General features: G+C 43.2%; 13 protein-coding genes. 12 read left to right on the forward strand and 1 reads right to left on the reverse strand.

The features are described 5' to 3' along the window. Window positions 1–206: 206 nt before the first annotated feature. The 7 genes from A8708_RS24390 to A8708_RS35005 all read left to right on the forward strand — a co-directional run bounded on the left by A8708_RS24390 (window position 207) and on the right by A8708_RS35005 (window position 7,411). Window positions 207–2,333 (forward strand): pectate lyase family protein, encoded by a 2,127-nt coding sequence (locus tag A8708_RS24390; RefSeq protein WP_068667921.1) that lies wholly within the window; start codon window positions 207–209, stop codon window positions 2,331–2,333. A 41-nt stretch (window positions 2,334–2,374) separates the two neighbouring features. Next, window positions 2,375–2,866: a nucleotidyltransferase family protein gene (locus tag A8708_RS24395; protein WP_068667922.1), complete on the forward strand. Its 492-nt coding sequence runs from the start codon at window positions 2,375–2,377 to the stop codon at window positions 2,864–2,866. A 391-nt stretch (window positions 2,867–3,257) separates the two neighbouring features. Further along, window positions 3,258–3,653, forward strand: coding sequence for a VOC family protein (locus A8708_RS24405; protein ID WP_068667924.1), 396 nt, complete (start codon window positions 3,258–3,260; stop codon window positions 3,651–3,653). A 267-nt stretch (window positions 3,654–3,920) separates the two neighbouring features. Beyond that, the gene (locus A8708_RS24410) at window positions 3,921–4,832 is read left to right on the forward strand and encodes an aminoglycoside phosphotransferase family protein (RefSeq protein ID WP_068667925.1); all 912 of its coding nucleotides are present in this window, start codon (window positions 3,921–3,923) and stop codon (window positions 4,830–4,832) included. A 66-nt stretch (window positions 4,833–4,898) separates the two neighbouring features. After that, complete coding sequence (locus A8708_RS24415; protein WP_068667926.1) at window positions 4,899–5,945, forward strand: YkvI family membrane protein; 1,047 nt, start codon at window positions 4,899–4,901, stop codon at window positions 5,943–5,945. Window positions 5,946–5,974: 29 nt separating this feature from the next. Further along, the gene (locus A8708_RS24420; protein ID WP_239696835.1) at window positions 5,975–6,502 is read left to right on the forward strand and encodes a GNAT family N-acetyltransferase; all 528 of its coding nucleotides are present in this window, start codon (window positions 5,975–5,977) and stop codon (window positions 6,500–6,502) included. A gap of 369 nt (window positions 6,503–6,871) precedes the next feature. Next, window positions 6,872–7,411, forward strand: coding sequence for a Rieske (2Fe-2S) protein (locus A8708_RS35005; RefSeq protein WP_082927769.1), 540 nt, complete (start codon window positions 6,872–6,874; stop codon window positions 7,409–7,411). Between the two features lie 92 nt (window positions 7,412–7,503). Here the strand turns inward: A8708_RS35005 and A8708_RS24430 are convergent, their stop codons facing one another. After that, complete coding sequence (locus tag A8708_RS24430; RefSeq protein ID WP_068667927.1) at window positions 7,504–7,947, reverse strand: DUF4395 domain-containing protein; 444 nt, start codon at window positions 7,945–7,947, stop codon at window positions 7,504–7,506. 193 nt (window positions 7,948–8,140) lie between these two features. Here A8708_RS24430 and A8708_RS24435 point away from each other — a divergent pair, with 193 nt between their 5' ends. The 5 genes from A8708_RS24435 (at window position 8,141) to A8708_RS24455 (ending at window position 13,595) form a co-directional block, all read left to right on the forward strand. Next, a complete protein-coding gene (locus tag A8708_RS24435; protein ID WP_068667928.1) occupies window positions 8,141–8,950 on the forward strand; it encodes a phytanoyl-CoA dioxygenase family protein in 810 nt (269 codons plus the stop codon). Window positions 8,951–9,152: 202 nt separating this feature from the next. Next, the gene (locus A8708_RS24440; RefSeq protein ID WP_068667929.1) at window positions 9,153–10,181 is read left to right on the forward strand and encodes a LacI family DNA-binding transcriptional regulator; all 1,029 of its coding nucleotides are present in this window, start codon (window positions 9,153–9,155) and stop codon (window positions 10,179–10,181) included. Window positions 10,182–10,725: 544 nt separating this feature from the next. Continuing rightward, complete coding sequence (locus A8708_RS24445) at window positions 10,726–10,923, forward strand: hypothetical protein (protein WP_068667930.1); 198 nt, start codon at window positions 10,726–10,728, stop codon at window positions 10,921–10,923. A 20-nt stretch (window positions 10,924–10,943) separates the two neighbouring features. Next, entirely contained in the window at window positions 10,944–12,545 is a 1,602-nt protein-coding gene (locus A8708_RS24450) for a type 2 periplasmic-binding domain-containing protein (protein ID WP_068667931.1), read from the forward strand. A 90-nt stretch (window positions 12,546–12,635) separates the two neighbouring features. Further along, window positions 12,636–13,595, forward strand: coding sequence for an ABC transporter permease (locus A8708_RS24455; protein WP_068667932.1), 960 nt, complete (start codon window positions 12,636–12,638; stop codon window positions 13,593–13,595). Window positions 13,596–13,618 lie beyond the last annotated feature (23 nt).

Consider the following 13,618-nt stretch of genomic DNA (forward strand, 5'->3'; position numbering starts at 1 on the left):
CAGTATTTTGAAGAATTGTAGGAAGTATCATATTCCTCCGTGATAATCATTAACTCAGAAAAATGGAAAATATGAGCAAATGATTATTTCGGAACCTCTTTCCATACTGATAAGCTGAGTCTGAGCTTGGATGAAGTGAGGAGGGATGAGTAAATTTGTAAGCGGTTTCTGATGCGATACAATAATTATACGTGGGAGGAATTACATTGAACAAAAGTGTTACGAAGGTAACGAGTTACGTGTTATTGTTTGCTTTAGCGCTGTCTATTATCGCAAGCGGAGTGGCCAGCAAGGCTGTACATGCTCTCGGTGTTTCGATCACGGGCAGTGGAGGCTGGAATGAGACGGCCTTTGTAGAATGGACACCTGTAAGCAATGCTCAGGGCTACAATGTATATGTGAAACCTGCAAGTGCAGCAGATACGCAATATAAACAAATTGATACGCAATTAATCCGACAATACCCTTCCAAATGGAGAGCTGATGCTGTAGGGCTTGCAGCTGGAAATTATGTTATGAAGGTTGAAGCGGTCCTGTCAGGTGGTTCAAAAGAAAGTGCGGTTACAAGTACGATTACAGTAAAGGCACATGATAGGTCTGGATTCGCTTTTGCCAATCAATCCACATTCGGCACAGGATCAGGTGCTTATAATGAAGATGGTACACTCCAGAATGGAGCGCAAGTTATTTATATAACATCCGCGACTGCTCAAACAGTAACTCTTGATGTGATAACTAGTAGCTCAGGTACTAAACAAACAGGAGTTGGTTTAGGTGCCATTCTGGCTCTAAGACAAAAGGGCTACGATCAGTCACCACTTGCAATCAGATTTATTGGAAAAGTGACTGATGCTAACATGGGTTCATCCATTAACAGCAGTGGATTTCTTCAAGTAAAAGGTGCTTCAGCTTATACACGAATGAATACGACAATTGAAGGTATCGGAAACGATGCAACTGTTTATGGATGGGGATTTCTACTTAGGAATGTCGGTAATGTAGAAGTAAGAAACCTTGGTATCCTGTTATTCCAAGATGATGCTGTTTCTATGGATACAAGCAATGTGAATATATGGGTGCATAATAATGATATTACTTATGGAAAAGCAGGTGGTGATGCTGACCAGGCCAAAGGGGATGGTTCAACTGACCTTAAAGGCGCATCAACGTATACGACGATATCTTATAATCACTACTGGGATTCCGGGAAAGCTGCTCTAATCGGTCTGAGCGAATCATCTGAATTCTTTGTCACATTCCACCATAACTGGTTTGACCATTCTGACTCACGTCACCCACGTATTAGAAAAGGAACTATTCATATTTATAATAACTTCTTTGATGGCGTCTCCAAATATGGATCTGGTATGACAACAGGAGGTTCGGCTTTCGTAGAATCCAATTATTACAGACATTCTAAAAATCCAATGTTGATCTCCTTGCAAGGTACTGATATTGCAGGTGGGGCCGTAGGTACATTCTCTGGTGAGAATGGTGGTATGATTAAAGCTTACAATAATAGTATTGTAGATCTTGTTGGAGGACTTGTTTATGCAAATTCCAACGCAGGATCGGCTCCAGCTAATGCAACTTCATTTGATGCGTACTTAGCTTCGACAAGAAGCGAGACAGTTCCAAGTTCATACAAAGCATTAGTAGGTGGAACATCTTATAATAACTTTGATACTACGATCGATACGGGAGTAAATGTAGCTGACATAGATAACGTAAGCACGGTTGAACAAGTTGTTACAGCAGAAGCTGGACGCCTAGGTAATGGTGACTTTACGTGGACATTTAATGATGCAGTTGATGACACATCATCTGATCTTAATTCAGCACTTATGTCAAAAATATTAAATTACACCTCTCAACTTGTATCCGTAGGGGGTAATTCAACACCGCCAACGTCGACACCAGCACCGACAGTAACACCTACGACTACACCGACAATTACACCGGCACCAACGACTACACCAGCCCCAACGACTACACCAGGTACTTCTGTTGTTCATAATTTTACTACTGATGGCAAAACTAGCCCCTTCTTCACGATTGTCGGAAACCTTTCAACTAGTAAGGGGACAGTGGTCTATAATGGGTTAACCCTAACGCAATGTTTAAAAATGGAGAGCTCAACTAGTGTTGGGTTTACCACAACAACAGCAAAAACATTAACATTAGTGTTTAATCCAGCAAACGGATTGAAAGTTAAAATCGATGGAACAAGCTATGCTATGACGAATGGCATTGTCAGTGTATCACTTGCACCAGGACAACATACCATTGTAAAAGAGGATGTAACCAATCTGTATTACATGAAAGTAGACTAACAGCAAATAAAGACTGCCAACAGTATCGCGATATTCGCATAGTGTTGGTAGTTTTTTTATCCAGACTACTTGTTCGTTCAAAAATATGGGATTTTCTTCATGACTTTAAAGAACGAACACCACTCTCGGATGTAGATGTTATCTATTTTGATGCATCAAATGTAAGTGAGGATCTTGAAAAAGGATTGGAAGAACAGTTGAAACAAATCATCCCGAACATACCTTGGTCCGTAAAAAACCAGGCAAGAATGCATGTACTCAATAACAATCCTCCTTATTCTAGTTCTACGGATGCCATGTCCAAATTCCCTGAGACAGCAACTGCCCTAGGGTTGTCTATAGACAATGAGGATCATTTGCGCTTAACTGCCCCATGTGGCATTGACGATGTACTTCACATTATCATTAGGCCAACCCCCTTTTTCACAGAAAATAAGCACCTTTCAGCTATATATAATAGACGAATTGAACAGAAGAAATTTAAAGAGAAGTGGCATAAGGCGACTGTTTATGAATTAGACAGTAATCGTTGAGGCATAATTACGAATCCGCTTGCTTTGCGAAATTTAAGCAGTTGCCAATCCCAGGAAGAAGCCACCTATTAAGCCAAGCAATCCCCAAATTATGGGACCCCAATATAACACGAATCCATAGATAGTTCCTATAACCGAAAAGAGAGTTGCGCATATCATAGCTCCGTCCAGAATACTTCTGCCATCGACCCGATGAATAGAGTCAATGATATGTGTCTCAGATTTCAGGTTCTCTACAGGTAATGCAACGATATTCCGCGCTGGTACTCCTAGTTTCTCAATTTCATGAATAGCAATCTCTGCAAAGGGGCTTGGGCAAGGATTGACAATGGAAAGGGCAATTCGTATGATCCAACTAGGAGTGTAAATAAGTGCAAAGGGGTCGAATGAGATGACGACAGCTAGCTGGGCGAACAAAATTACTGAGATCACATTGTTTGTAGAAGATTTGCATCGATCAAAGGTATTTTACTTAGAGACATTCAAACTTGCGATTATATATGAAGATGAAAACTGCACGGTGTTCAATTATGGCAATACAAGCATTAATCTGTTAAAACAATCGAATGCACACGAATTGATTGAGCCGAAGCAGGTTGGTAGCAAAGGAGATGGCGCGCGGTTTCAGTTTACGATCCAAGTGTCAGACGTTGACCAAGTATGTGATGAACTGGAAATGTGTGGCGTTAAGTTATTGAATGGACCGATAACGCGCCCTTGGGGGAGGAGAACGGCTTGTTTTGCCGATCCAGACGGGCATGTGTGGGAGATTGCACAAGTGTTGTAATTCAGAGTGGCGTGACGCGAAATTGTGAATGAAAAGAAGATCGTATGAATGGGTATCACGTGTGCTCCAAGTAAATGGATGGAATTTCTACATTATATTTTACACTTGAATCGAATTATCGTGGGAATTGGTTTAAAATAGCTTTATGTTTTCCATTTAATCGAATTGTGTATGATTAGATACACTAGCAATCTGCGCCAGCTCCAGTATCGGCACAGAAGTTAATATAATGGTCTGTGAAATTTTCTCATCCTAAGGAGCATTCCTATGAACCTATCAATTCTCCAAAAGCATATCCCCCTCCTGCACAACGTAACAGAGATGACACGGATTACGAAAGGATTCTCCTTCGATAGTAAGTACTTTGTATATGAAAATAGCGAAACACCCCACTATGTCTTGCGAACGGCCCCTCTAGAGCAAATGAAAAAGAAGGAATCAGAATTCGAAGTTGTTACGAACGTATTTAATCGAGGGGTAAAAACTTCGAAACCAATACAATTCGGTGTGATCGAATCGCTCGATATTTGCTATATGCTGCTGAGTTATATGGAAGGCGAGGATGCATTTGACATACTACCTTCCTTATCGGATGACGAGCAATACCAAGTTGGTTTAGAAGCAGGACGAGAGCTGCGTATCATGCATGACATACCTTCCCCTCACTCCGAAGATTGGCACGACATCAGATTCTCCAAGCATACGCGTCAATTTGAGAGTTATCGCAAATGCGGTGTTAAGCTGCCCGAAGAGGAAGCCATCATCTCTTTTATTAATCTTAATGCGAAGTACATGCGCAATCGCCCTAACCGCTTCCAGCATGATGATTTTCATACGAGCAATCTGCTCATCCATAATCGCAGCTACGCGGGGGCCATTGATTTTAACCGATACGATTGGGGAGACCCTTATCATGATTTTTTGAAAATTGCTTATTTTAGCCGCGAAATTAGTATCCCGTTCTGTAGGGGACAAATACAAGGTTACTTTAACGGCACAGTTCCGGGGGAATTCTGGCGATTATATGCGCTATACACAGCAATGATTATTTTTCCGACAATTACTTGGACCTTGCAGGTAGTTCCCGAGCAGCTTCAGTCTATGTTAGGGAGAATTCATGTTGTGTTGGATGATCATCATAATTTTGAGAAGTGTATCCCTAATTGGTTTATCTCATAACTGGCATATACAAGCTTATCTTACATACAATGGTGATGTAAGATACTGCTTGACTATGGGGGAGCTATGAAGTCGAAAACGGGTATGATATTACAAATCGCCGCAACATATATGGGGACTGTAGTGGGGGCGGGATTTGCCTCAGGGCAGTCTATAATGCATTTTTTCACTATCTATGGAGCATATGGCGGAGTTGGCATAGGGATTGCAACGGCCTTTTTTATTTGGATTGGGACGAAAATGATGGTTCTCTCGCACAGACTTAAGGCGTCTTCTTACCAGGAACTGAATGATTATTTGTTTGGAAATTTCTTTGGAAAAGTCGCGAATACCTTGACATTTATCATCCTATTCGGTGTGACGGCTGTGATGATGTCGGGTACTGGCTCTATTTTTGAAGAGCAACTGAGACTGCCCTATCAATTTGGAGTCATTATTAGTATGTTACTGTGCTACTTGGTCATGAGCAAAGACATGCATGGGATTCTAGCCATTAATTCGCTTGTGATGCCGTTGATGCTGTTTTTTATGGTGCTTGTGATCATCCGAGTTGTTGGTATAGATGGAATCGGCGAAGCTGTGAAATGGCAAGAACTGCAAACGAGTGCCCATTTGAAATGGATTATGAGTCCGTTTACGTACGTCGCCTTAAATTTTGCTTTTGCCCAAGCGGTCTTGGTGCCATTAGGCAGTGAGGTGCAGGATGAGAGCATATTGAAATGGGGAGGTTTATGGGGAGGCATTGGGCTTGGTCTGATGCTGCTCATTAGCCATTTTGCGATACATTCGCGGATGCCGGAGATCTTGAATTTTGAAATTCCGATGGCTGAAATTATAAGAGGCTTTGGACGGTTCTTCCATGTCTTATTCATCCTGGTTATATACGGGGAAATCGTAACGACATTAATTGGAAATGTGTTCGGTATTACCCGTCATATTGGGCGCATACGTTCATGGCCACGGAATTGGGTTGTTTTGGCTATTTTGCTGATCTGTTTAGGCATTAGCCAGGTTGGTTTCACTTCGCTTCTAACGTATTTATACCCACTCTTCGGATATATGGGGATGATCCTTCTAATTTTTCTAGTAGGCAAACTTATGCCTAGTAAGTAATGAAATTCATTAATGAAGGAGCTTTGGTCATGTTGGTTCAAAATATTGCTGATTTGGAAATCCGCCGATTAGGTCACATGGATGTTCCGGCTATTCGAGCGCTGATGGTTGATGTCGTATCTCGTCTCCCGTCACAAGAACTTTTTGCGATGGATGATGAACAGTACCTGAGCGCTCAGATTGAAGAACAAGGTGAAATCTACGGCGCTTTTCAAAATGGTAACCTTGTGGCCTACTCCGCTCTGGCGTTCCCTGGCTCGAGTGAAAGTAATCTGGGCAGGGAGTTCGGAGTTCCTGAATCAGATTTATCCTATGTAGCGATTCTCGATGCAACAATCGTTCATGAAACCGTTCGTGGTTATGGATTGCAACGTTACTTCCACGAATTGCGGGAAGAGCGTGCGCGGGAGAGGGGCTGCCGATACTTATATTCAACGGTTCATCCAGACAATGTGGTGAGCAAACGCAATTTAGAAATGCAAGGATTTGCGCTTCAGTTTACACGCCACATGTACAATGGGAAGCTGAGACACTGCTATGCCAAATGGTTGGTGTAAGGACAGCCTCATGTATAACGGGATCAAACTTTGGGCATACTAAAAATTACTGCGTTAGAATTGAAAAAAGAAGTAACCTGTTTACCGGATAATGTTCGAATAATATCATGTATCCATATTGGAATTGAAAATGAATAAAGTATTGCCTGCAATAAGTTATTATCTCTTTTCGGATAGAACGCAAGAAGAAAGAAGCCGTGATCGATGATCTGGCTTCTTTTTTATGTTTTCAGAGACAAACAAAATTCATGTTAATATGTTAAAATAAGGTAAAATAATTGGTTAGGTGGAAAATGAGTGGGCGCAATGTAGTGGCAGCAGGGTATCCAATTCGCGGATATCATACAATGTGAAGGAGTTGACCATCGTATGACTGTTCAATTGCCTCGTAAGGTCACTAGAAAAGTGTTTCTGAGCACATCAAGTAAAGTTGTATTAGGCGTGTCCGGTTTGTTAATTGGGAATACGGCCTTGTTCTATTACGGAGCGGTTCATGGGAAAAAGATGGATGATCCGGCTATACGGGAGATTCCCTCTAGTTTCGTAAAGGTCGGCCAAGTAGAACAACTGCGTGCGATGAATGGATACGAAAAAGTTTATTATACCGCTACGATCGAGGATGCTTGGGTGAAGACGCAAAAACAAGGCTTCGTTTATGTGACCAAAGATGAAAACGGCGCACTTGTCATTCTTTCATCAGCTTGCACACATCTGGGCTGTTCGGTGGAGCCGGCAACAGAGGCGCAGCGTAATCGAAAGAAGGATCTTTTTTTCTGGTGCCCATGTCACGGAGCTGAATTCGATATCGTAGGAGCGTCTGTGGGCATGGAGCTGCCTGGATTGGAAAGGTATCAGCCTCTCATCATTGAGGGGAATGTGTATGTAGATATAGCAACTCCGAAGAAGTGAGCCCGTATATTCGCTCAAAAAGGAGTTAAGAGCACACGCTCTTAACTCCTTTCTGTTGATGAGAGAGTCTTCAGCCGCGTCGTGACTGTGACTTAAGCAGATCTTCGCGCCAAATATTGCTTCCACTGAAAATAGATGAAGCATCCAAAGCAAAAGCCGCTTAACGCGAGCACGACAGCTATAGTGAGCATACTCAGTGTGATGTAAGCCAGCGCCATGAGATTGAAAAGTGAAGCTGTAAGGGTAACGATCAGAAAGAGAATGGCTAGCAAATTGTTGAACCGAAGCAGTTCGCGGCTTTCCGTTCGTGTACTGACGGGAAAGAGTGGAGCGAATAGTCGGACAAAAAGGTTGTATTTTACACCATAAGAACGACTAATTAGCTGAATGATCAAAGGAATGGCAAGAATCCAAAACTGCTGGGCGAGTACACTGGTAACAATACTTAACAGTATACCTAGTTGATTGCCTCGCACGCGATGCAAGGGGACCTCATCTACACAATCGTAATTGTCATGCAAGAGTGGGTTCGTCATGGACATCCTCCATTCATATTGAAATAAAGTATCCTCATTATACATTAAATCCGAGTATTTTGATACGAATTTATACAAATATTTACTGATAGCAGGATTGTAGGAATCATTAGCATGATTAGTACTTCTAAGTGACCGGTTATTTCGATATGCTAAAGACACAGAAATAAAGATTCAATTGGAGGGAATAAGGATGACACAGTCACTAGTTAAATTGACGAAGGAACAAAAACAGCATTTTGAAACCGAGGGTTACGTAATCGTGAAAGGCCTATTCTCAGAAGCGGATTTGGCTGCGATTGATGAAACTTTTGAAGCGATTAGCCAGCAATCAATTCCAGGTCATTTCGATCCTGACTTGACGGGGGAAGTTGTAGATCCATTGAAACGTTACCCGCGTGTCATGCACCCGCATCGGTTTAATGAGACTGCGAAAAGCTACATGCTGCATCAGCCCGTGCTAGAAGTGTTAGCAGATTTGTATGAAGAAGAGGCGCTCGCCGCTCAAAGTATGTTTTATTACAAGCCGCCAGGCTCCCGTGGGCAGGCGCTTCATCAGGACAACTTTTATTTACAGGTAGAACCGGGCAATTGTATTGCTGCTTGGACAGCGATCGACGCGGCTGATGAGGAAAATGGGGGGTTGCTCGTTGTACCGAAAACGAATGCCCTCGAAATCTCGTGTCCTGATCTCGCAGATTCGAAGGAATCCTTTACGACCCACTACGTGAAACCGCCGAAAGACGAGAAGGCAATGCCGGTCATCATGGACCGCGGGGATGTCCTCTTTTTCAATGGCAACCTAATTCATGGTTCTTATCGTAATAAGACCAAGGACCGATTCCGCCGCGCGTTCATTTGCCACTATGCCAATGCTTCTGCGACACATATTAGTAATCATTATCGTCCATTGTATCGAGCAAATGGTGAAGCTGTTTCCTTGGAAATTAACCCGAGTGGCGGTCCTTGCGGTGATGAGTTTGAGATGGTATACCCGCATTAATGAGAATTGATAGATGAAAATAATCGTTTCCAGGTTGTAGTTCACACTTTGGGGGCGATTTTTTTGACGATAAAAGGATGGAAGCCGTACTGTTTTTCTCCAAATATTCAGTGATTCAGGTGCATTTCCCTTGACAGGTTATGCAGTTCAATTTAATCTAAAGGAGCTAGTTAAACGTTTAACCGATGGAGCTGAAACATAGATGAGCAGACCCAAACAAGTCACCATTGTAGAAGTGGCAGCAGCAGCAGGAGTATCGATTGCCACGGTCTCCAACGTGCTGAATCGAGGTGGAATTCGGTCGTCCAAAGAGACGATTCGTAAAGTGGAAATGGCAGCAGAGCAACTGGGATATCGACGCAATACCATGGCAGCGGGATTAAGTCGTAACAAAACCTTTGAAATTGGTCTCATTGTTCCTGGGTTAACGAGTTATTACGGAAGGTTAGCCGAGTTTTTACAATTGGAAGCTCATCATGCGGGATATCATTTATCCGTTTTTTCTTCAGGAGGATTTGATCCAACTATTGAACGAAGAAACTTGGAAGTATTACTACAGCGAAGAGTTGATGGACTCATCTGTCATGGGTTAGCGATGGGTAAGGATTCTACACGCGCAATCGTAAATAGCGGTACGCCGCTTGTTCTTATTAATGGCTGGGGTTGGCCAGAGGACATTGCTGTTGGTGCTGTGAATTTGGGCTTTGCCGAGGCGTGTAGACAATCAACGAAATTGCTTGCTGATCGCGGTTGTGATTCACTCATATACGTAGGCAGTAAGTACTCGAATGTTATTGATGAACAGCGTCGGAACGGATTCCATCTGGGTTTAGGGCAACTGCCCGAGGAGATTCCTCATCGTATTGTTGAAATGAAGGAACTGGACGTGGATGCATTTCTCCGAGAGGTGATGGCTGGGACAGCGCAGCGAACGGGAATCATCGCTTTTGATGATCATGTGGCATTAAAGCTGCTTTCGGCGGCCAATAGACAGAGGATCGATTTCCCTAACCACTTACAAATGATTAGTATAAACAACGACTATATGGCTAAGCATAGTTATCCTGGTATATCCAGTTGGGACATCCCTTATGAGCTCCAGGCTCAAATGGCCATCCATAAATTGCTTCATAAGTTCGGCCATTCGGTAGAGGCAAGCGAGGAGCGCGAATTTGAAGTTCCGCTTACTTTTATAGAACGAGAAACAAGCGGATTAACGGATACAAAATGAAGAAAAACGTCGCAGTCTCCTTATGGGGGCTAGCGGCGTTTTTTATAAGCGGTCACTCCTCAGTATGAAATTGTGTGCCACAATCTGAATTAGTCCGATTTTTCCGAATTAAAATGAGGATTCCAGTCTGATAAGGGCCAATAGTCAGGTTTTGCCGAACTAATTGCTCATTTTCCTCGCTACGGCGTTGTTAAGGCTGATTTAGTTGTGTTATTTAGGACTAATTAGGTTTAAATGATGTGGAAAGTAGGATTAGTTGGGCAAATTCGGACTAATGGATGCAAAAGACCATTTGAACTCGACGATACGCTCTGAGGGTTCTAGCCTTCGATGTCGAAAAATTCCACACTTTTTAGTTAGTTCTGCATTATCTCCACTATTTCTTGAAATCGTCTGCTAGTTTCGACCATGTAACCAACCTATACTAAGAACAAGTAAACGTTACCAAATAGCTAAGCCCAGCAGTGAAGAATGACATGATTAGTTTTTGCGATTTGCGGTTTAGGGGGTAGAATTAGTAGGTTTACGGTTTAGGGGTTATGAATTGTTGCTTACGGTTACGATCGAATTACGATTCGCGGTGAACACTTACTCTTTTCATTCGAATGTATCCGCTTTCAATAGTCGATCGCGCCAATTGCTTCTAGTCATCTCATTCATGAATCATTCCAGCAATCGCTCCCAGCAATCGCGTTCCGCATCAAGTTTCACGCATCAAGATCCACAGCTCACGCAAGTATAAATAGGAGGGGTGTTTTTACGATGAAAAAATTGACGCTATTAGGACTCGCCACCATGTTTGCGCTTACAGGATGTTCAGATAACAAACCGACAGAAACATCAGGAACAGCTACAGGTTCACCCAATGCGACTGGAGCGGCGAAGCCAGCTAAGCTCGCGTTGAACTGGTCAGTAGCCAGTCCATACTTAGCGAATGTGACGTTGCCTTCCGGTGACAAAGATTTCGTGAAGAAAGCCATTGAAGAGAAATTCAACGTAGATTTGAAAATTGACTATATGGTGATAGGTAAAGAGTACCACGATAAGCTCAACGCCACATTGGCGGGAGGGGCAGCTCCTGATCTATTCATCGCGGGCGGTGCAGAGTCACAGAAATACATCACGGATGGGATTACGGCTAATCTGACTCCTTACTTCACCAAAGAAGCCATTCCAAACTACTACAAATGGGTATCCAAAGATGAAGTAGATGCGTTCCAGCTCAAGCAAGGGGAATTCACGCGTGGGATTGATCCTTTCCAACGCAACTCCTATGCGTCTTGGTACATCCGCCAGGATTGGCTAGATAAGCTGGGGCTTAAATCTCCGAAAAATTACGCCGAATTGACCAATGTCTTAACACAATTCACCAAAGGTGATCCAGATGGCAACGGCAAACAAGATTCGTACGGCTTTTCAGCAGCAGGCAGTGGTGTAACCTTACCTCTCGATTTCCCGCAATGGTTAAATAATGGTTTCGTCGCAGACTTCCAAATTGTTGACAACAGTTACGTGGATAACCGTACTGACCTTAAAGTGCAAGGTGTCCTTGAACAAGTCGTGGAATGGAACAATGCAGGAATTGTTGATCCGGATTGGTTCTTAAATAAGGCACCTGCTCATTTTGATAAAGCAGCTCAAGGCAAAGTTGGTATGATCTTTAGTCTCGATAAAAATACGGCGTTAGACAGCTCGGCGACAAGTGTACAAAATCGTTCAAAGGCGCTGGATCCCAAAGCCAATTGGCAGCCTATTTACCCGTTGGATAAACCGGTACTTTGGAAATACAACGTACCTGAAGCTACGATTTTAATTAGTAAAACAACAGCCGATAAAACCCCTGACAAAGTGAAGCGCTCCATGGAAATTCTGAACTGGCTGACAGGTGAAGAAGGCTTCCTGCTTACGCATTATGGTCAAGAAGGCAAACATTATACGAAATCCGGCAATAAAATTACGTTGAACGTGGCTAACTTCGAAGCGGATATCGCCAAAGCTGGCAACTGGTTGAACGTGTACGCTGCCTTTACGCCGGATGAGCCGAATGTACTTGGACTTGAGTTGATTGATTCCCGTATTTCTGAGCATGACCGTGCAATTCTGAAAACGGTTGAGAGCTTTCCGAAGCATAACGCTTTGCCTCCAGTGAGCTTAGTTCCTCCTGCTGGCATTAATATTGGAGATTTCCGCAAAGAAATGAGTAAATTCCACATCAAAGCGGTGTTGGAAGACAAAAGCGGCAAAAACTGGCCGCAATACCGTGAAGAGCTGATGACGAAATACAAAGGCAGAGATATTTTCACGGAGTACACGAAGCAAATTAACTCGGTACTGAAGGATAAGAAGTTGAACGATTTCAAATAAAATGTGGCTAGGCATCGAGGGGAACCCTAGGAAAGTTCAAGGGTTTCCTTCTGCCTTCTATCTAGAAACGACAACTAGGAGGAGATGGCGATGGCGGAAACCATAGCTGCAAAACAAGAGAAATCTACCGTTTCACGCCCGATGAGGCAGGGCAAGCTACGCAGTATATATCTGAGCAGATGGTTTTACCTCATGATGATTCCTGGCTTGATCTATTATGCATTATTTCATTACGCCCCGATGATGGGAGCCCTGATTGCTTTTCAAGACTACAACCTCATGAAAGGAATTTGGGGAAGTCCTTGGGTGGGGTTCGATAATTTCCGAGTCATATTTGATAATCCTGAATTTGTACGCATCATGAGAAATACCTTACTGATTAGTGTTTACAAAATCGTTGGCAGCATGGTACCCGATGTTATCCTTGCACTGATGTTGAATGAAGTCCGGGTTAGATGGTTTAAACGCGCTGTACAAACGATTACGTATGGGCCCTATTTTCTGTCGTGGGTTATTGTGTACGGCTTAGCATTCTCCTTCCTAGCGCCAGGATCTGGTTTAATCAGTACCTTCGTACGCGATATGGGTTGGGGATCGATTGATTTATTAACGAATAAGGATTTCTTTAGACCCTTACTAGTTCTGACAGAAATTTGGAAAAACACCGGATTCGGAGCCATTATTTATTTAGCAGCTCTGGCATCCATCAACCAGGAACTCTATGAAGCTGCCGTCGTAGATGGTGCAGGACGTTGGCGTCAGCTCTGGCATATTACGCTTCCGGGCATCCGTGATGTATTCGTGCTCCTGCTGATTATTCGTATCGGCGGCATTTTGGATGCAGGCTTCGATCAGGTTTTTATCTTTTTAAATGCGCGTGTCTATGATGTGGGAGATATTGTCGATACCTGGGTGTACCGCTACGGGTTTGAGCGTCTTGAGTTTGGTGTGGCTGCAGCCATGGGTGTGTTCAAATCGGTCATCGGACTCGTGCTCGTAATTGGCGCAAATAGACTGGCTAAGAAAATGGGAGGCTCTGGCATATGGTAGCTTCAAACCGCAATGTTGGAAAA

This window comes from Paenibacillus oryzisoli (assembly GCF_001653565.1).
In the GTDB taxonomy this organism is placed as follows: Bacteria; Bacillota; Bacilli; order Paenibacillales; family NBRC-103111; genus Paenibacillus_E; species Paenibacillus_E oryzisoli.